Origin of the sequence: Buttiauxella sp. S19-1 (genome assembly GCF_022134725.1) — a bacterium.
Taxonomy (GTDB): Bacteria; Pseudomonadota; Gammaproteobacteria; order Enterobacterales; family Enterobacteriaceae; genus Buttiauxella; species Buttiauxella ferragutiae.
Window position 1 is genome coordinate 30,114 of record NZ_JAHWLU010000025.1, and the last position, 19,138, is coordinate 49,251.

Genomic DNA, 19,138 nt, shown 5'->3' on the forward strand with positions numbered 1-19,138 from the left:
TCAGTTAAAAGGTTTCAGATCAACACGAGCCATCATGGCCGCCAGTTGAGTACGATCGGTAATACCGACGTTGCTCTGACTTACCGCCAGTGCCGCAACTGCCGTCGCCAGGCGTAAGGTATGTTCACTGGATTCACGCATTAACAGGCCGTAGATCAGCCCACCGACCATGGAATCCCCGGCACCTACGGTGCTGACGACTTCACAACTTGGTGGTTTCGCTATCCATTCACCGGATGCGTTAACCCAAAGTGCGCCTTCAGCACCCAGAGAAATCACCACATGAGCAATCCCCTGTTCACGCAGCGCGTGGGCAGCATCAATCACATCTTTCATATCCGGAAGTTTACGACCTGCCCAGATTTCCAGTTCACGGCGGTTCGGTTTCACCAGCCATGGTGCCGCTTTCAGACCGGCGACTAATGCTTCGCGGCTACTATCGAAAATAATGCACGGACACTGGCTGCGCAGACGGGTCATCCAGTCGGTGAAGGCTTCTGGAGAAACACCTGCGGGTAAGCTGCCACTGACGCAGACCATGTCGAACTGACCAAGCCAGCTCAGGGAATCAGCAACAAAGCGATCCCAATCCGACTGCGTGACTTCAAAACCAGAGAAGTTGAAATCGGTAACTTCACCGTCCTTCTCGGTTAGCTTAACGTTGATACGGGTACGGCCCTGCACCACCTGAAAACGGTTAGCAATGCCCAGTTCGCTGAACAGTTGCTGAAAACCATCCTGGTTGTCTTTACCCAGGAAGCCGCCAACGGTAACGTCGATGCCCAGATCTTTCAGAACCTTAGCAACGTTGATGCCTTTACCCGCAGCGTGCAAGCCAGTGGTACGTACCAGGTTAACTTCACCACGTTCAACTTCCGGGGTGTAACCGACAAGATCGTATGCCGGGTTCAGAGTAATTGTTGCGACGCGACGACTCATGCTGCCCCCTCGCCAAGACCGGCTGCGACTGCTTCACCAATCGCTTTCAGCGCTTGTTCAGCATCATCACCTTGTGCGGTAAAGCGCAAGTGATGGCCTTTCTTCACGCCAAGCGCCACAACTTTCATCAGGCTGCGGCCATTGGCAGGCTTGCCGGTGCCATCAAGGTTGGTCACGGTTATCTCACTGTTAAATTGTTTAATGGTATTCACCAGCACGGTGCCCGGGCGAGCATGTAAACCGTGTTCGTTACGGATCTGGAATTCGGCGCTCAGGCTATTTTGTGCAGGCGCTGCGTCACTGGTCAGCAGCGTCAGCAACTCTGGCGCATCTGCGTTCAGCAAGCGGTCAGCCGTGTTGTTGATCAGCATGTCGCTCAGGCGGTTAAGGACCTGTAAGGGTTGATCGTCGGCCACAGCAACCGTCATCAAAAGCGATACCGGCTGGCCTTCAGTTTCAAATACAGCTGCAGGACGGCTGATAGCGACAGCGCTGGCAAGGTTGCCTTCGGTGCTGTCGTTCAGCCAGATGCCCTGGCCTAAATAAAGGGGTTTGCTGGAAATAACATGGCTAACAAATTCGGTGTTTGCCGCACCAGCCTGTTTGATGCGCCCGGCATTTAATGCTTGCAGCGTCATCAAGTCGGTTGCGGTGACATCCAGCGCCAGTAATGAGTTATCGAACAGCAAAGATGCAGACTGTTTTTCGCCCATCAGCAAAGCGCGAAGTTCTTCTGCTGAAGTGGCGTTTTTAAGTTGTTCAGCTACCTCGTCATCGCTTAATACATGTGTCAGCTGACGCAGTAAACCGAGGTGCTCATCAGAGCTGGCGGCGATACCAATAGCGACATAAGCAGTCTGGCCTTCGCCCCACTCGATCCCTTGTGGGAACTGGAACACCTGAACGCCGGTTTTCAATACTAGATCGCGGGTATCAGTGGTGCCGTGCGGAATGGCAATACCGTTACCCAGATAAGTAGAGGTTTGCAGCTCGCGAGCCAGCATACCTTCAACGTAGCCAATGCTGACATTGCCAGCTTGCGCAAGTGCTGCGGCAACCTGACGTATCGCTTCTTCTTTATTTCCGGCACTAGCACCGGGATGTATGTCTTGCACAGATAACTGGAACATGGTTCTCCTCTCCTGCTGAATTGAAACGATTCAGCTGCAATGAGAAAAAATGCGCCATCCCACTCCTGATACAAAATAAGACGACGCTGAAACGTTTCAAGGAGTGTGAAGATTCCCCGCGATTCAGGCAAGTCATGTTGTGATTTCGTTGCCGAAATTTAGAGGTTACGCACATTTTTACCGCGATAGTCGCGGCAATTACAAACAACGACACGGTACGTTCAGCACTCAATGTAGAAACTTCAGCTTTTGCTGAACCTAAACAGGAACAGCGTTTTAACTTTTCGGGCTGCTTTTGATTTGAACAACTGTTTATTTCCTGACAAGGCGCGTAAACTCCGCGCGTTCATTGATAAGCGACACTGAGAGCATGCAAAACTCCCCGATAGCAGCAACCCGCAAGCCCCTTGATATCACTTCTTCTGCCTTTTTGATTGTAGCTTTTTTGACCGGAATTGCGGGTGCATTACAAACCCCGACTCTGAGCCTGTTTCTGACTGAAGAAGTTCATGTCCGTCCGGCGATGGTAGGTTTCTTTTTTACCGGCAGCGCGGTTATCGGTATTTTGGTCAGCCAGTTTCTTGCTGGCCGCTCCGATCGCAAAGGCGATCGTAAATCGCTCATTTTTGTTTGCTGTTTATTGGGCGCTTTAGCCTGCGTGCTGTTTGCCTGGAACCGTAACTATTTCGTGTTGCTGTTTGTCGGGGTTTTCCTCAGTAGCTTTGGCTCTACCGCGAACCCACAAATGTTTGCCCTGGCGCGCGAACATGCAGACCGCACTGGTCGCGAGGCCGTGATGTTCAGCTCTATTTTGCGTGCGCAGGTATCGCTAGCCTGGGTTATTGGCCCGCCAATCGCTTACGCACTGGCTCTTGGGTTTGGCTTTACCGCGATGTATCTCAGTGCCGCACTGGCGTTTGTGGTGTGCAGTGTGATGGTGCGAATGCTGTTACCGTCGATGCGCAAAGAATTGGCAGTGAAAACCACCACGCTTGAAGCCCCCCGCCGTAACCGTCGTGACGCCTTACTGCTGTTTGTTGCTTGCACCATGATGTGGGGCTGTAACAGCCTGTACATCATTAATATGCCGCTTTACATCATTCATGAATTACATCTGCCGGAGAAATTAGCGGGTGTGATGATGGGGACAGCCGCCGGGCTTGAGATCCCAACGATGCTGATTGCCGGTTACTACGCCAAACGCTTCGGTAAGCGCTTCCTGATGCGTATTGCGGGCGTTGCAGGACTGCTGTTTTACATTGGTATGCTAACGCTGCATAACGAATTTATGCTGCTGGCTTTGCAGCTGCTGAACGCGATTTTCATCGGCATTTTGGCGGGTATCGGCATGCTCTATTTTCAGGATTTAATGCCAGGCCAGGCAGGGGCTGCAACCACGCTGTATACCAATACCACGCGTGTCGGCTGGATTATTGCCGGGTCGATGGCCGGTGTGGTAGCTGAAATCTGGAACTACCACACCGTGTTTTATATCGCGCTGGGCATGATTGGCATCACAGCCTGGTGCATGGTACGCATCAAAGACATTTAGCCTGGTCGCTTATTTAGTGCTGCTTGATATACAGCTCCTTGCTATAGACGTAATCCTGCGGGTTATGCAGTGGGAAACCGCCGACATAAGGCTTTAGCACTTTGATCATTGGCTGATAATACAGCGGGATAAGCGGAGCTTGTTGATTGATTCTGCGTTCGGCTTCGGCGTACAACTCGTTGCGTTTTTTGGCATCAGTGCTGCTGGCAGCCTGCGTAATCAGTTGATTATACTGAGCATCCTGCCAGTGCCCGACATTTTCAGGGTTGTTTGCCAGTAGCGTATTCAAAAAGGTAGAAGGTTCGTTATAAGTAGCATCCCAGGACTGACGCGATAACATAAAATCCCCGCTCCGCCGGGAATCGAGATAGGTTTTCCACTCCATGTTACGCAGAGTGACGTTAGCTCGTAGATTTTTCTGCCAAATTGAGGCCAACGCTATCGCCGTTTTTTCATGCAGATCGTATTTGTTGTAAAAAATCTCAAACGACAGTGGATGCTCTGCATCATATCCAGCCTCCTTTAACAACGCTTGTGCCTCGGCGATACGCGTTCGCATGGGTTGCGACAGATCGGGTAATTCAGGAGGCATGAAATCCGCGACCTGAGCAGGCGTCAAAGTTGTAGCAGGCACGCGCAGACCTAGCACTTTTTCAGCAATCAGCTCCCGGTCTGCTGTCAGGTATAACGCACGGCGGACTCGCACATCGTTAAACGGTGCTTTCATGGTATTGAAGGTGTAAAACTCGGTATTCAGGCGTGGAAGAGTCAGTAACTCTTGTGGCGTTTGTCGTTGAATCGCAGAGATTTGCTGGGCGGGAACCCAGGTTAAATCAACATCCCCAGCCCGGTAGCGGTTATAACCTGAAACAGCATTGTCGATGACCAGATACTCAACCTGCTCCAGCACTGTTTTCTGATTATTCCAGTAATGTGGATTACGTTTCGCGATAATTTTCTCATTCACTATCCAGCGCTCCAACACGAACGCCCCGTTGGTCACAATATTCTCTGGCCGCGTCCAACGGTCACCATACTGCGCCACCTGGCGGTGCGGTACCGGGAATGTCGTGGGCCATGCCAGCATGGAAATAAACCATGGCGTAGCCTGGTCGAGCTTGATCTCCAGCGTATGTTGGTCCACAGCACGGATACCCAGTTCCTGAGGAGCGAGTTTTCCGCTGACAATCTGTTGGGCATTAACAACGTGTGCCGCGGCTAAATAGTCAGCAAAGGGGCTGGCAATCGCCGGGTCAACTGCCCGCTGCCAGCCGGTGACAAAATCTTGCGCCGTCAGCGCCGATCCGTCTGACCACGTTAGCCCGGGGCGTAAGCTGAAAATGTAAGTTTTTCCATCGTCACTTTTTTGCCAACTCTGTGCCTGCGCGGGTTGGGGATTCCCTTCGCCATCCAGCCATATCAGCCCTTCGAAAAGATCCAGTGCCACCTGCGCGGCAGTATTTTCCTCCACTTTTTGCGGATCAATGCTGTTCGGATCGCTGTGATTGTTATAGCGGAAAATTTGCTGGGGGGAGAGCACGGTTCCTGGTCGGATTTCAGCGGCCTGCAGAGGCAGCACTGCCATCAGGCTGACCAGCCATAACAGTAGATTTTTACTCATGGTATTTCCTTTTCCCAATGATTGATTCCTGCTGATAGATTCAGACAGGCAAAGGCAAGGAATTTATATCATGATCAACATGTTAAATATTTGACCCTATTCTGGTTATGGTAGAATAAACGGCCAGGTTATGGGCCGTTAAGGGGCCGTCGCCGCTTCGAGATATATCAGATAATCCATGGCTTGCAGGCGCGTGGTGCCACACATTTCACGCGTGGCTTGCAGACTGGCGCAGACCTTCGGCCTGAGCGGCGAAAGAAAAATTTTACAACGCATGTCAGCGCCAAGTTGAATGCAGGATGTATTGGCCGGCTTGCCATGCGGCATGCCAGGGATTGGGCTTGATACGGAAGGCGCGGTACAACATGCGCCGCAATCGGGACGACAGTCCATCTGCAATGCTCCGGTGGGCTGACAAGGATCTGGACTGTAGCAGTAGTCACGTGGCTTTACTATGTGCATTTATCGGCTTTCAGCAGTGAATCCGCTTGCCTGAAACTCGCCCCGCGAGTAATTTGTCGCAATATTTTCGACTCTCAATTTTTTACAGGAAACATCGATGGCAAGAGCTAACGAAGTCAAAAAAGGTATGGTACTGAATTACAACGGCAAACTGCTGATTGTTAAAGATATTGATATTCAGGCACCGAGCGCACGTGGCGCTGCAACCCTCTATAAAATGCGTTTTTCTGATGTCCGTACTGGCCAGAAAGTTGAAGAGCGCTTTAAAGGTGACGATATCGTCGACACCATTACCCTGACCCGCCGTTACGTTGATTTCTCTTACATCGATGGCAACGAATACGTGTTCATGGATAAAGAAGATTACACCCCGTATATCTTCTCTAAAGATCAGATTGAAGACGAGTTGCAGTTCATTCCAGAAGGCGGCATGCCAGACATGCAGGTTCTGACCTGGGATGGCCAACTGCTGGCACTTGAACTGCCACAGACTGTGGATCTGGAAATTGTTGAAACCGCACCAGGCATCAAAGGCGCGTCAGCAAGCTCCCGTACCAAGCCCGCAACGATGTCGACTGGCCTGGTGATTCAGGTTCCAGAATATATGGTGACCGGTGAAAAGATCCGCATCCATATCGCTGAAAAGCGTTCTATGGGTCGTGCAGATTAATTGCTGTTTAGAATGCAAAAACGCGCCAATTGGCGCGTTTTTTTATGTCTGTAAAACCCCCTCATCCCGACCTTCCCCCTGAAGGAGAAGGAGACAATCAGGGAATTTTTAGCTTACTTCAGCAAGTCCGGGAACAGGGTCTGTTTCAGAGCCAGTTCCACACCGCGTACTTCAGCCAGACCTTTCAGGCGGCCAATTGCTGAATAACCAGGGTTGGTTTTCTTGTGCAGGTCGTCAAGCATCTGGTGGCCGTGATCCGGACGCATTGGGATCGGACGCACATCACCGGCATTTTTACGACGCTGTTCTTCAGTCAGAATCGCTTTCACCACCGCAACCATGTTCACATCACCTTGCAGGTGCGCGCCTTCATGGAAGGTTTTCGGGTTATCTTCGCGGCAAGTTGCGCGCAGATGGGTGAAGTGAATGCGATCGCCGAAGGTTTCAATCATCCGCACCAGGTCGTTATCAGCGCGAACGCCATAAGAACCGGTACACATGGTGAAGCCGTTATAAATGCTGTTGACGGTTTCTTTCAGCCACTGCATATCTTCAATGGTAGAAACGATACGCGGCAGGCCGAGAATTGGACGCGGTGGATCGTCCGGGTGAACTGCCAGACGCACGCCAACTTCTTCTGCTACGGCAACAATCGCACGCAGGAAGTACGCCATGTTTTCGCGTAATTGATCTTTGCTGATGCCGTCATATTCCGCCAGACGCGCACGGAATTGGTCCAGGGTGTAACCCTCTTCCGCACCGGGTAAACCGGCAATGATATTGCGGGTCAGTTTTTCTTTTTCGGCATCAGACATATTGTTGAAGTAGTCCAGCGCCTGACGCTGCTCTTCTTCGCTGTAATCCGCTTCAGCGCCTTTGCGCTTCAGGATGTGCAGCTCAAATGCCGCAAAGGCAATCTGGTCAAAACGCAGGGCTTTTGAGCCATCTGGCAATTCATATTCCAGGTCGGTGCGCGTCCAGTCCAGAATTGGCATGAAGTTGTAGCACACGGTGTCGATGCCACATTCTGCCAGGTTACGAATGCTTTGTTGGTAGTTTGCGATATGCTTATCGTAGTCACCGGAGTGAGTTTTAATTTCTTCGTGCACCGGGATACTTTCTACTACAGACCAGGTCAGCCCTTTCGCTGCCAACACGGCTTGACGCTCTTTAATGTCAGCAACCGGCCACACTTCGCCATTTGGGATGTGATGCAGAGCAGTAACGACACCGGTCGCGCCCGCTTGACGCACATCATCCAGAGATACCGGGTCTTTTGGGCCATACCAACGCCATGTTTGTTCCATCGACAGTTCCTCAGTTAAGTTGTCATACCAATTATAAATGCTGTATTGACTACTACCATACCGGATTCTTCTTTTCGGTCAATTTTTGCGGTGATATTGGTTGATCCAGCTCACATTAAAGGGATAAAGCCAGCACACCAATTTAATTTGTTGTCATATAACTTTAGACTGCGCAATGTTACTAATTCGTTAATCAGGATTTACAATTATGAATACAATTGCTTCGGTCACGCTCCCCGCCAGCGTTCAGCAGCCACGCTATGATCGCAAAGCGTTAAAAACCCGCATCGTCCATTTTGGTTTTGGCGCATTTCATCGTGCACATCAGGCGCTGTTAACCGATCGGGTACTCAATAAATTGGCGGGCGATTGGGGCATTTGTGAAATTAGCTTGTTCAGTGGCGACAAACTGATGAGCGCGCTGCGGGCCCAGGATCATTTATATACCGTGCTGGAAAAAGGCCGTGACGGTAACCAGGCAATTATTATTGGTGCGGTGAATGAGTGCCTGAACGCAAAACTTGATGGCCTTGATGCAATCATTGAGAAGTTCTGCGAACCGCAGGTGGCGATTGTTTCCCTGACTGTGACTGAAAAGGGTTATTGCATCGACCCGGCGACCGGAAAACTCGACAATAGTAACGAACGAATTATTCACGATTTGCAAAATCCTGCCGAGCCCCATTCTGCACCAGGCATTCTGGTGGAAGCACTTAATCGCCGTCGCGAGCGCGGGTTGTGTCCCTTTACCGTACTTTCCTGCGACAACATTCCCGACAACGGCCATGTCGTTCGCAACGCGGTGATTGGCATGGCAGAAACGCGCAGCCAGGAGTTAGCCGACTGGATCCGTGAGCACGTGACCTTCCCAAGCACCATGGTCGACAGAATTGTCCCTGCGGCAACGCCGGAATCACTGCAAGAAATCACCGATGCCTTAGGCGTAGAAGATCCGTGTGCGATTTCAGGCGAACCGTTTATCCAGTGGGTGATTGAAGATAACTTTGTCGCTGGCCGCCCGGCATGGGAAGAAGTGGGTGTTGAGATGGTCGACGACGTGATGCCATGGGAACAAATGAAGCTGCGCATGCTTAACGGCAGCCACTCTTTCCTCGCGTATCTCGGCTATCTGGCGGGCTATCAGCACGTCAATGATTGTATGGCTGATAACAATTTCCGCCTGGCTGCGCATCGCTTAATGATGCAGGAACAAGCGCCGACACTGCGCGTGACTGGTGTCGATTTGCAGCAGTATGCACATAAGTTACTCGACCGTTTCGAAAACCCGGCGCTGAAACATCGCACGTGGCAAATCGCGATGGACGGTAGCCAGAAACTGCCGCAACGTATGCTGGAAAGTGTGCGCTGGCATCTCCAGCAAGGTGATGAATGGCCTTGTCTTGCACTGGGCATTGCAGGCTGGATGCGTTATGTCAGCGGCACTGATGACGCTGGCAATGAGATTGATATTCGTGATCCGCTGGCCGGAAAAATAAAAATGCTGGTTGAAAGCAGCACTACTGAAGAACGGGTACTCGCCCTGCTCAACCTGCATGAAATCTTTGGTAGCGACCTGCCTGTTGATGAACAATTTGTTGCCCGTATCCAAATTGCGTGGAGCGAATTATGCAACCTCGGCGCGCGCGAAGCAGTCGCAAAACTGGTCGATTAATTTAACGATCTATGCCCTTAAACGCGCTGAACAAGGAAGCGAGGCGCGTTCAGTCTTCCTTTTTTCATCAATATTGTTCAGGATTGTGATCATTCAATCACGTAAGGTTTACTAAACCTGTCCGGAGCACCTGTGACTAAAACCAACCTTATTACCGGCTTTCTCGGTAGCGGTAAAACCACCACCATTCTGCATTTGCTGGCCAATAAACCTGAGCATGAAAAATGGGCTGTGCTGGTGAACGAATTTGGCGAAGTCGGCATCGATGGTGCATTGTTAGCTGACAGTGGCGCATTGTTGAAAGAAATCCCCGGCGGTTGTATGTGTTGCGTGAATGGTTTGCCAATGCAAGTTGGCCTGAACACGTTGCTACGCCAGGGTAAACCCGACCGTTTGCTGATTGAACCAACCGGCCTCGGGCATCCCAAACAAATCCTTGATATGCTGACCGCTGAAGTTTACCAACCGTGGATAGAGCTCAACGCCACGCTCTGCTTGCTGGATCCTCGCCAATTGCTTGATGAACGCGCAATTAATAATGATAACTTCCGCGATCAACTGGCTGCCGCCGATATTATTATTGCCAATAAAGAAGACCGGGCCTGCGATGAAAGCCGCAATGCATTGGCCGAATGGCAACAGCGCGAAGCTGCGGGGCGTGAAATTATTGCAGCGAGTAACGGCAACATCGACATCCGTCTTCTCGATAGACCACGTATAAATCTCCGCGAGCTTCCTTCCAGCCCTGAACACAGCCACAGCCACGCCGCATCAAAGGGGCTTGCCGCGTTAAGCCTGCCGGAGCATCAACGCTGGCGACGCAGCATTAATAGTGGCCAGGGTTATGTTGGTTGCGGTTGGATTTTTGATGCCGATACACTTTTTGACACTGTCGGGATTCTGGAATGGGCCAGACTTGCCCCCGTCGACCGCGTGAAAGGTGTGCTGCGAATTGCGGAAGGTCTGGTGCGCATTAACCGCCAGGGACTTGATTTCCATATTGAAACGCAAAATGTCGCACCACCGGACAGCCGCATCGAGTTAATTCATAGCGGTGAAGTTGACTGGAACGCACTGCAAACTTCCCTGTTGAAGTTACGTTTAAGTTTGTAAGTCTACCCTTTCGCCCTTTGTTAAAATGCCTCGTGATATTGTATGAAAAATCTTCGATTATCGGCAATCCTGGCGCTGAACGCGCTGGGTTTAGCCCTCTTTTTTAGTTGGTATCTACCCCCAGGCCACGGCTATTGGTTCGTAATCGATTCAAACATTTTCCATTTCTTTAACCAGGCGCTGGTTAAGAGCCATACCTTTTTGTTACTTGTTGCTGTGACCAATAATCGGGTGTTTGATGGTATTTCGTTATTAGCGATGGGTTCACTGTTTTTCAGCTTCTGGCGTAAAGAATCAGCCACCGGTCGCCGCCGCATGTTCATCATGGGGATTGTGATGCTATTTTGCGCAGTGATTATTAATCAGCTCGGCCATTTGATTCCGGAATCTCACGTCAGCCCTTCGCTGTATTTCACCGATATTTATCGCGTCAGTGAATTGCTGCATTTCCCGACGAAGGATGCTTCCAAAGACAGTTTCCCTGGCGATCACGGGTTAATGTTGCTGATTTTCACTGGCTTCATGCTGCGCTATTTCGGCAAAAAAGCGTTTGGTATTGCCGTTATTATTTTCCTGATTTTCATGATGCCACGCATGATGATTGGCGCACATTGGTTTACTGATATCTTCGTAGGCTCGCTCTCTATTGCGCTTGTTTGTTTGCCATGGGTGCTATTAACCCCAATAAGCGACGGGTTAATTAGTCTGTTGGATCGCTATTTACCGGAACGCTCCAATACAAATAATTAACATCTGAAAAACACGAATGAATCCCAATCATCAGAGAATGGAATGAACTCTGATGATTTTTCATCTCGCCATCAAAAAAGGCTAATATTTAACCTTTACATTTCCCCACAAAAATGAAGTGATTGCACATATAAACACCAATCATGATTAACAAATGAGCAATATTCTTTATCGTTTATTAACATCACAATTTCTTATAAAAAATCAGTGAAAACCACTCGCCACGTCTGTGTTGATAGGGTACCCTCGGATACGTTTTGTGCTTAAAGCCAAATCATTCTCAGTGTGAATAAATTTGTGCGTCATGCCACAGTTTTGCGTATAAGCAATTGTTTCATGGCGTTCAGGTAATTAGTCTCGTCACGTTGGCATTTTGCATAACGATATTTATCGTTAAGGACTTCAAGGGATAACAAACATAATGGTCAAATCTCAGCCTATTTTGAGATATATCTTGCGGGCGATTCCCGCAATTGCTGTGGCAGTAATGCTGTCAGCATGTAGTTCGACAAACACCGCAAATATGCATTCTGAGACGCATGCAGTCGGCAATAAAGATGGTTTTTTACTGCAAGCTTCTCAGGATGAATTCGAAGAGATGGTCCGTAATGTAGATGTGAAAACACGTCTCATGGATCAATATGCAAGCTGGAAAGGCGTTCGTTATCGTCTTGGCGGCAGCAATAAAAGCGGTATTGATTGTTCAGCATTTGTACAACGCACATTCCGCGAACAATTTGGTTTAGAGTTGCCTCGTTCAACTTCTGAACAACAGGACTCAGGTAAATCGATTTCACGTAATAAATTACGTACTGGTGATTTAGTTCTGTTCCGTGCAGGTTCGACCGGTCGACATGTTGGTATTTATATCGGCAACAATCAGTTTGTACATGCTTCCACCAGCAGTGGTGTGACGATTTCAAGCATGGACGAACCGTACTGGAAGAAGCGTTATAACGAAGCCCGACGCGTACTGAGCCGCAGTTGATGCGGTTCTTGCAGACAGTTAATCCCTTGGCTGTTTGCAAGAAAACAATTCGACGAGACAAGAAGCGCTGCCCAGGCAGCGTTTTTTATTGTCTGAAATTCAGTAAGTTCTAACAGTAAACGATTCCAAAATGATCATAATTTCCGTTAGAAACTTTATGACGCAATGGCAGTTTTTGCGTTATAGTCCAAAAAAACGCAAATAAACCATAAGTCTCTTGCGCTTGCAGGAACCCGTTATCCATGTTTTCGAAGAATATATTTTCACGCTACTTTACCTCTATCCGGCAAATTGCCGCCTTCAGTATTTTGGCGGGTATCCTTGCTGCGCTATTGATTGGTGGAATAACCAGCCTCACGCTACACAGTAAGCGTGAAGCCAGTTATGACATGCTGACGCAAGATATACGTGACTATCTAAGCCGCTTTTTCAATGAACTTCAGTCCACCACCAGCAGTATCCAGCCGTTAACGCTTTCTGATTGCCATCAAGTTGCGGGTGAACTCACCTCGCGAGCCGCCTTTAACGCCAACGTCCGCGCCTTTGTGTTAGTGCGAAATGGTGAAGCTTACTGCTCTTCCGCAACGGGCAGCATGCTGATGGATATGCACCAAATCGTCCCTGACATCGATCTTAATCAAAGCGTCGATATTGATATCCTGCACGGCACGCCAATGATGCCCGGCAAACCGACAGTTACCGCATGGTTTAAAAACCCGGTGATTGCTGGCCGCGGCGTTTTCGCTACTCTGAATGTTGACCTCACGCCTTATTTATTATTCAGCACTCGTCAAAGCGATTTGGTTTCGATGGCGATTATCGTCGGCAATAAAGCACTAACCACGCAATCCAACAACGTAATGAATGTGTCAGAGTTGCCAACGCACCCTACACGCATCATTACTCTTCAGAATTACCCCATCAAATTAGCGCTATATGGTGAAACCTGGCCTGCTGAAGACATTCAAATATCCATTCTTACAGGTTTAGTTTTCGGCATACTGAGCAGTGCGTTATGTGCCTGGTTGCTTACTGTGCGCCTACGTTCAGGAAAAGAGATTCTGACCGGCATTAAACGCGGGCAATTCTCTGTGGTGTATCAACCCGTCGTGAATGCCAAAGAGCTTAAGATGTCCGGGGTTGAAGTGTTGATGCGCTGGAACCATCCTATTGCCGGCCCCATTCCTCCAGATGCATTTATCGCCTTTGCAGAAGCCCAGCAATTGATTGTTCCCCTCACCCGCCACTTGTTTGAACTGATCGCGCGGGATGCCAAAAAACTCCAGCATGTTTTACCGCCCGGTGCACGACTTGGTATCAATCTCGCGCCCAGCCATTTGCACTCGCCAACCTTCAAAGAAGATATTCAAGCTTTTGCCGCCTCGATGCCCCCTCATCACTTCCAGTTGATTTTTGAAATCACCGAACGCGATATGGTTAAAGAAAATGAAGCCAGTTGCCTGTTTACCTGGATGCACGAGCAGGGATATGAAATTGCTGTCGATGATTTTGGAACAGGACACAGCGCACTAATCTATCTCGAACGCTTTAAACTGGACTATCTCAAGATTGATCGTGGCTTTGTTAACTCGATCGGCTTTGAAACCGTCACCTCTCCGGTGCTCGACGCCGTGCTTACTCTGGCACGTAAACTCAGTATGACCACCGTCGCCGAAGGGGTTGAAACCCGTGAGCAAGCCAAATGGTTGATTGACCAGGGGGTGAATTACTTACAGGGTTACTACTTCTCCCGCCCTCTCACCTTTGAGCAATTGCAGGAATGGGAAGGCCAGCAAAAAGAGTACCAAGAGCTTACATAAGAAAGGACAGCACAGATGCAGCTTGAAGTCTGACGGGTATAACTTATGATTCATCATCATGAAGTTATTATGCGGTGGCGTGTTACCTGAGAATTGATATTATTTTGGGATAAAATAATGAGGTAATATCTCCGCTCTGACAAGGATAGGCCCATAGATGTTTGCCCGCGCCTTTGCTTTGCTAAGCCTTTGCCTGATTGCGACCTCAAGCCAGGCTGAAAACATCAAGGAAAGCTATTCCTTCGCCGTGTTAGGTGAACCTAAGTACGCCATTAACTTCACGCAGTTTGATTACGTCAACCCCGCAGCCCCAAAGGGCGGAAACATCACACTGTCGGCGATTGGCACCTTTGATAACTTCAACCGTTATGCGCTACGCGGCAATCCTGGCGTGCGTACCGAATCCTTGTATGACACGCTTTTTACCACCTCAGATGATGAGCCTGGCAGTTATTACCCGTTAATCGGTGAAATGGCGCGCTATCCCAGCAATTTTGCCTGGGCTGAAATTGAAATTAATCCCCGCGCACGTTTTCATGATGGGACGCCCATCAAAGCCAGCGATGTCGCTTTCACTTTCAATAAATTCATGACTGAAGGTGTGCCGCAGTTTCGCCTGATTTATAAGGGTGCAAAAGTTAAAGCCATCGCGCCACTCACGGTGCGCATCGAGCTGGCGGACCCCAGTAAAGAACGGATGCTGGGGCTATTCTCGCTCCCGGTGTTCCCTGAAAAATTCTGGAAAGATCATAAGCTCAGCGACCCGCTTTCTGCTCCTCCGCTGGCCAGTGGCCCTTATAAAATAACGGCATGGCGCATGGGGCAATATATTACCTACTCCCGCGTCAGAGACTATTGGGCTGCCAATTTACCGGTAAACCGTGGCCGCTGGAATTTCGACTCCATCCGTTACGACTATTACCTTGATGATAATGTCGCTTTTGAAGCTTTTAAGGCCGGAGCCTACGATTTTCACATCGAAGCAAGCGCAAAGAATTGGGCGACACGCTATACCGGAAAGAACTTTGCGAATCATTTCATTATAAAAGAAGAGCGGCCCAACGATGCCGCTCAGGACACACGCTGGCTGGCATTTAATATCCAGCGCCCGATCTTCGAAGACCGAAAAGTCCGCGAAGCGATTGGCCTGGCGTTCGATTTTGAATGGATGAATAAAGCGCTGTTTTATGGGGCCTACAATCGGGCGAATAGTTATTTCCAGAACACAGAATATGCCGCGCGGGATTACCCGAATGCCGATGAATTGACGATCCTGGCCCCCATGAAAGATGACTTACCGCCAGAGGTGTTTACCACTATCTACAACCCGCCAAAATCCCGCGGTGATGGCTTTGACCGTGACAACCTGCTCAAAGCGCTGAACTTGTTGAAAGATGCTGGGTGGGAACTCAAAGACCAGAAGCTCATCAATATGAAAACCGGGAAACCGTTTAGCTTCGAGTTGTTGATTGGCACCACCGGCAACACCCAGTGGGTTTTACCGTTCCAGCATAATTTACAACGCCTGGGGATCACAATGGAGGTGCGTCAGGTGGATAACTCGCAGCTCACCAATCGCCTGCGCAGCCGTGACTACGACATGATGCCGAGGGTTTACAGCGCCATGCCTTACCCTAGTGCGGATGTGCAAATTTCATGGGCCTCAGAATACATCGACTCCTCTTACAATGCGCCGGGAGTAAAAAGCCCGGTAGTCGATAAACTGGTCTCTCAAATTGTGGCGCATCAAGGTGACAAACAAAAACTGCTGCCATTGGGGCGTGCACTGGATCGTGTGTTGACATGGAATAATTACATGATTCCGATGTGGTACATGGCAGCAGACCGCTTCGCCTGGTGGGGAAAACTCTCCAAACCTGCCATCCATCCGTTATACACAACCGGCTTTGACACCTGGTGGTATGACGTCAATAAAGCCGCTCAATTACCAGAAAACCGGCGTTAAGGGAACCCATGGGAAGTTATCTGTTACGTCGCTTGCTGCTGATAATCCCGACACTGTGGGCGATTATCACCATCAATTTTTTCATCGTACAGATTGCACCTGGTGGCCCAGTGGATCAGGCTATTGCAGCGATTCAATTTGGCCGCGACGCAGGAGTCCCGGGTTTGACGACGGATAACATGGGGAGCGGTCATGCTCGTGTCGGTGTGGGTAACGTTGGCGACAGCCAGTACCGTGGCGCGCGTGGCCTCGACCCGGAAGTGATTGCTGAAATCACTCACCGCTACGGTTTCGATAAACCGATTCATGAACGCTACTTCAAAATGCTCGGCGATTATCTGCGTTTTGACTTCGGCGACAGTCTGTTCCGCAGCGCTTCGGTTCTGCATCTGATCAAAGAAAGCTTGCCGGTTTCTATCTCGATTGGTTTGTGGAGCACCTTAATTATCTACATGGTGTCGATCCCACTGGGGATCCGCAAAGCCGTTAGCAACGGCAGCAGTTTTGATATCTGGAGCAGTACATTAATTATTATTGGTTACGCCATCCCTGCATTCCTGTTCGCTATCTTGCTGATTGTTTTGTTTGCTGGTGGGAGTTACCTGGATTGGTTCCCACTGCGTGGCCTGGTATCGACAAATTTCGATACCCTGCCGTGGTATGGCAAAATCATTGATTATCTCTGGCACATCACATTACCAGTATTGGCAACAGTGGTGGGTGGCTTTGCGACCTTGACGATGCTGACGAAAAACTCGTTCCTTGATGAAATTCGCAAGCAGTATGTGGTCACTGCACGAGCCAAAGGGTTGGATGAAAGTAAAATTCTCTACCGCCATGTGTTCCGCAACGCGATGCTGCTGGTGATTGCAGGTTTTCCTGCCACGTTCATCAGTATGTTTTTTACCGGCTCGCTGCTTATCGAAGTGATGTTCTCACTAAACGGGCTGGGTTTATTGGGCTATGACTCCACCATTTCCCGCGACTACCCGGTGATGTTTGGCACCTTATACATTTTTACCTTAATAGGTTTGCTGCTCAATATTCTGAGCGATATCACTTACACGCTGGTTGATCCGCGTATTGATTTCGAGGGCCGTGGATGAGCCATTTAAGTCCTGTCAATCAAGCCCGCTGGGCACGGTTTCGGCAAAATAAGCGCGGCTATTGGTCACTGTGGATTTTCACGTTTCTCTTTTTGCTCACGTTAGGTTCCGAACTGATAGCCAACGATCGCCCGTTGATTGTGCATTATCAGGAACGGCTTTATTTCCCGTTTATCGCCAGCTACAGCGAAAGCGATTTCGGCGGCCCTCTGGCAACACCTGCCGATTATCAGGATCCGTGGCTTACGCAGCAGCTGAGTCAAAAAGGGTGGGTGCTGTGGGCACCGATCCGCTTTGGCTACAATGCGATTAACTTTGCCACTTCTGTCCCCTTTCCTTCACCACCGAGTAGCCAAAACTGGCTGGGGACGGATGCCAACGGCGGAGATGTGCTGGCGCGGATCCTCTACGGCACCCGCATTTCTATCCTGTTCGGGCTGATGCTGACACTGTTTTCCAGTGTCATTGGGATACTTGCCGGTGCGGTTCAGGGCTATTACGGCGGGCGTGTGGATTTGTGGGGCCAGCGGTTTATCGAGGTTTGGTCAGGCATGCCGACGCTATTTCTGATAATCCTGCTTTCAAGCGTTATCCAGCCGAATTTCTGGTGGCTACTCGGCATTACCGTACTGTTTGGCTGGATGAGTCTGGTCGGCGTGGTGCGCGCTGAATTTTTAAGGACCCGAAACTTTGATTACATTCGTGCCGCTCAGGCGATGGGTGTGAGTGACTGGTCGATAATCACGCGCCATATGTTGCCAAACGCCATGGTCGCCACGCTGACATTCCTGCCATTTATTCTGTGCGGTTCGATTACCACCCTCACCTCACTGGATTTCCTCGGCTTTGGTTTACCGCTTGGCTCACCGTCACTCGGTGAGCTGTTGTTGCAGGGGAAAAATAATCTTCAGGCTCCGTGGCTTGGCATCACTGCATTCCTCTCGTTGGCCATCTTGCTGACACTCCTTATTTTTATCGGTGAAGCAGTGCGCGACGCCTTCGACCCGAGCAAGGTGTACTGATATGACAACCCCGCTGCTTTCCATCAGTCATCTGTCTGTCGCTTTCCGTAGCGGCGATACCGTCCGGCAAGTGGTGGACGATTTATCCCTTGAGGTGAATGCCGGTGAAACGCTGGCGCTAGTTGGGGAATCGGGTTCCGGAAAAAGCGTTACCGCGTTATCGGTGCTGCGTTTATTGCCAGCCCCTCCGGTTGTCTACCCTGCGGGTGAGATTTTCTTTAAGGGTCAGGAGCTACTCCACGCACCTGAACGCACACTTCGCGGTGTGCGTGGCAATAAAATCGCCATGATTTTTCAGGAACCAATGGTTTCGCTCAATCCACTTCACAATATTGAAAAGCAGCTATATGAAGTGTTATCGCTGCATCGTGGCATGCGCCGTGAAGCCGCTCGCGCGGAAATGCTGACCTGCCTGGATAGAGTAGGGATTCGTAACGCGGCAAACCGTTTATCCGATTTCCCCCACCAGCTTTCCGGCGGAGAACGCCAGCGCGTGATGATTGCCATGGCGTTGTTAACCCGCCCGGAATTGCTGATTGCCGACGAACCGACAACGGCGCTGGATGTCACGGTGCAGGCTCAAATTCTGCAATTACTGAAAGAGCTCAAGCAAGAGCTGAATATGGGACTGCTGTTCATCACCCATAATCTGAATATCGTCAAAAAGCTGGCGGATAACGTCGCCGTAATGCGTAACGGAAAATGTGTTGAGCAAAACTCGACGATGAGATTGTTAGCCTCACCGCAGCATCCTTACACCCAACAATTGCTAGCCGCAGAACCAGGGGGAAACCCGCGACCCGTCGATGAAACCAGCACGCCACTATTAACGGTTCGTGATTTACAGGTTGCCTTCCCGATTCGCCGTGGGCTACTCAGGAAAACCGTCGGCCACCACTATGGGATTAAAAATCTGAGCTTTGCGCTGCGCGCGGGTGAAAGCATCGGTCTGGTTGGGGAATCCGGTTCGGGGAAAAGCACCACGGGGCTTGCGCTGTTGCGCCTGATTCACTCCAGCGG

The 19,138-nt window shown here is 50.0% G+C and carries 16 protein-coding genes; 11 read left to right on the forward strand and 5 right to left on the reverse strand.

What is annotated here, in order from left to right; all coding sequences use genetic code 11:
• Positions 1–939: a 1-phosphofructokinase gene (gene fruK / locus MES37_RS08500; protein ID WP_064544984.1), complete on the reverse strand. Its 939-nt coding sequence runs from the start codon at positions 937–939 to the stop codon at positions 1–3.
• Positions 936–2,069, reverse strand: a complete 1,134-nt coding sequence (gene fruB / locus MES37_RS08505; RefSeq protein ID WP_064544982.1) for a fused PTS fructose transporter subunit IIA/HPr protein — start codon at positions 2,067–2,069, stop codon at positions 936–938. The genes fruK and fruB overlap by 4 nt, the downstream gene beginning before the upstream one ends.
• A 370-nt stretch (positions 2,070–2,439) precedes the next feature.
• Between fruB and setB the strand changes: the two genes are divergently transcribed.
• Positions 2,440–3,621: a sugar efflux transporter SetB gene (gene setB / locus MES37_RS08510; protein WP_064544979.1), complete on the forward strand. Its 1,182-nt coding sequence runs from the start codon at positions 2,440–2,442 to the stop codon at positions 3,619–3,621.
• A gap of 13 nt (positions 3,622–3,634) precedes the next feature.
• Here the strand turns inward: setB and MES37_RS08515 are convergent, their stop codons facing one another.
• Positions 3,635–5,242, reverse strand: a complete 1,608-nt coding sequence (locus MES37_RS08515; protein WP_237931086.1) for an ABC transporter substrate-binding protein — start codon at positions 5,240–5,242, stop codon at positions 3,635–3,637.
• 138 nt (positions 5,243–5,380) lie between these two features.
• The gene (locus tag MES37_RS08520; protein WP_237931088.1) at positions 5,381–5,635 is read right to left on the reverse strand and encodes a YkgJ family cysteine cluster protein; all 255 of its coding nucleotides are present in this window, start codon (positions 5,633–5,635) and stop codon (positions 5,381–5,383) included.
• Between the two features lie 166 nt (positions 5,636–5,801).
• On the opposite strand from MES37_RS08520, the gene yeiP reads away from it, so the two are divergent.
• A complete protein-coding gene (gene yeiP / locus MES37_RS08525) occupies positions 5,802–6,374 on the forward strand; it encodes an elongation factor P-like protein YeiP (RefSeq protein WP_064544972.1) in 573 nt (190 codons plus the stop codon).
• Between the two features lie 113 nt (positions 6,375–6,487).
• Here the strand turns inward: yeiP and uxuA are convergent, their stop codons facing one another.
• Positions 6,488–7,681, reverse strand: coding sequence for a mannonate dehydratase (uxuA, locus tag MES37_RS08530; protein WP_064544970.1), 1,194 nt, complete (start codon positions 7,679–7,681; stop codon positions 6,488–6,490).
• Between the two features lie 208 nt (positions 7,682–7,889).
• Here uxuA and MES37_RS08535 point away from each other — a divergent pair, with 208 nt between their 5' ends.
• The 9 genes from MES37_RS08535 to MES37_RS08575 all read left to right on the forward strand — a co-directional run.
• Positions 7,890–9,353, forward strand: a complete 1,464-nt coding sequence (locus tag MES37_RS08535; RefSeq protein WP_232887294.1) for a mannitol dehydrogenase family protein — start codon at positions 7,890–7,892, stop codon at positions 9,351–9,353.
• Positions 9,354–9,485: 132 nt separating this feature from the next.
• Positions 9,486–10,466 carry a CobW family GTP-binding protein gene (locus tag MES37_RS08540; protein ID WP_133521939.1) on the forward strand — a complete coding sequence of 327 codons (981 nt, stop codon included), beginning with the start codon at positions 9,486–9,488 and terminating at the stop codon, positions 10,464–10,466.
• Positions 10,467–10,508: 42 nt separating this feature from the next.
• Entirely contained in the window at positions 10,509–11,216 is a 708-nt protein-coding gene (locus MES37_RS08545; RefSeq protein WP_064544964.1) for a phosphatase PAP2 family protein, read from the forward strand.
• A gap of 421 nt (positions 11,217–11,637) precedes the next feature.
• Positions 11,638–12,204, forward strand: coding sequence for a bifunctional murein DD-endopeptidase/murein LD-carboxypeptidase (mepS, locus tag MES37_RS08550; protein ID WP_064544962.1), 567 nt, complete (start codon positions 11,638–11,640; stop codon positions 12,202–12,204).
• A gap of 242 nt (positions 12,205–12,446) precedes the next feature.
• Positions 12,447–14,024 carry a cyclic di-GMP phosphodiesterase gene (locus MES37_RS08555; RefSeq protein ID WP_064544960.1) on the forward strand — a complete coding sequence of 526 codons (1,578 nt, stop codon included), beginning with the start codon at positions 12,447–12,449 and terminating at the stop codon, positions 14,022–14,024.
• Positions 14,025–14,181: 157 nt separating this feature from the next.
• Entirely contained in the window at positions 14,182–15,990 is a 1,809-nt protein-coding gene (locus MES37_RS08560; protein WP_121815212.1) for an extracellular solute-binding protein, read from the forward strand.
• Positions 15,991–15,998: 8 nt separating this feature from the next.
• Entirely contained in the window at positions 15,999–17,096 is a 1,098-nt protein-coding gene (locus tag MES37_RS08565) for a microcin C ABC transporter permease YejB (protein WP_064544956.1), read from the forward strand.
• Entirely contained in the window at positions 17,093–18,118 is a 1,026-nt protein-coding gene (locus tag MES37_RS08570) for a microcin C ABC transporter permease (RefSeq protein ID WP_121815211.1), read from the forward strand. Before MES37_RS08565 ends, MES37_RS08570 begins: the two co-directional genes overlap by 4 nt.
• 1 nt (position 18,119) lies before the next feature.
• Positions 18,120–19,138 (forward strand): ATP-binding cassette domain-containing protein (locus tag MES37_RS08575; protein WP_237931099.1); only part of this gene is annotated, 1,019 nt, incomplete at its 3' end.

Bases quoted from the DNA above. Each gene is read 5' to 3' on its own strand.
- fruK (WP_064544984.1), bottom strand. From the start codon at position 939: ATGAGTCGTCGCGTCGCAACAATTACTCTGAACCCGGCATACGATCTT.
- fruB (WP_064544982.1), bottom strand. From the start codon at position 2,069: ATGTTCCAGTTATCTGTGCAAGACATACATCCCGGTGCTAGTGCCGGA.
- setB (WP_064544979.1), top strand. From the start codon at position 2,440: ATGCAAAACTCCCCGATAGCAGCAACCCGCAAGCCCCTTGATATCACT.
- MES37_RS08515 (WP_237931086.1), bottom strand. From the start codon at position 5,242: ATGAGTAAAAATCTACTGTTATGGCTGGTCAGCCTGATGGCAGTGCTG.
- MES37_RS08520 (WP_237931088.1), bottom strand. From the start codon at position 5,635: ATGGACTGTCGTCCCGATTGCGGCGCATGTTGTACCGCGCCTTCCGTA.
- yeiP (WP_064544972.1), top strand. From the start codon at position 5,802: ATGGCAAGAGCTAACGAAGTCAAAAAAGGTATGGTACTGAATTACAAC.
- uxuA (WP_064544970.1), bottom strand. From the start codon at position 7,681: ATGGAACAAACATGGCGTTGGTATGGCCCAAAAGACCCGGTATCTCTG.
- MES37_RS08535 (WP_232887294.1), top strand. From the start codon at position 7,890: ATGAATACAATTGCTTCGGTCACGCTCCCCGCCAGCGTTCAGCAGCCA.
- MES37_RS08545 (WP_064544964.1), top strand. From the start codon at position 10,509: ATGAAAAATCTTCGATTATCGGCAATCCTGGCGCTGAACGCGCTGGGT.
- mepS (WP_064544962.1), top strand. From the start codon at position 11,638: ATGGTCAAATCTCAGCCTATTTTGAGATATATCTTGCGGGCGATTCCC.
- MES37_RS08555 (WP_064544960.1), top strand. From the start codon at position 12,447: ATGTTTTCGAAGAATATATTTTCACGCTACTTTACCTCTATCCGGCAA.
- MES37_RS08560 (WP_121815212.1), top strand. From the start codon at position 14,182: ATGTTTGCCCGCGCCTTTGCTTTGCTAAGCCTTTGCCTGATTGCGACC.
- MES37_RS08565 (WP_064544956.1), top strand. From the start codon at position 15,999: ATGGGAAGTTATCTGTTACGTCGCTTGCTGCTGATAATCCCGACACTG.
- MES37_RS08570 (WP_121815211.1), top strand. From the start codon at position 17,093: ATGAGCCATTTAAGTCCTGTCAATCAAGCCCGCTGGGCACGGTTTCGG.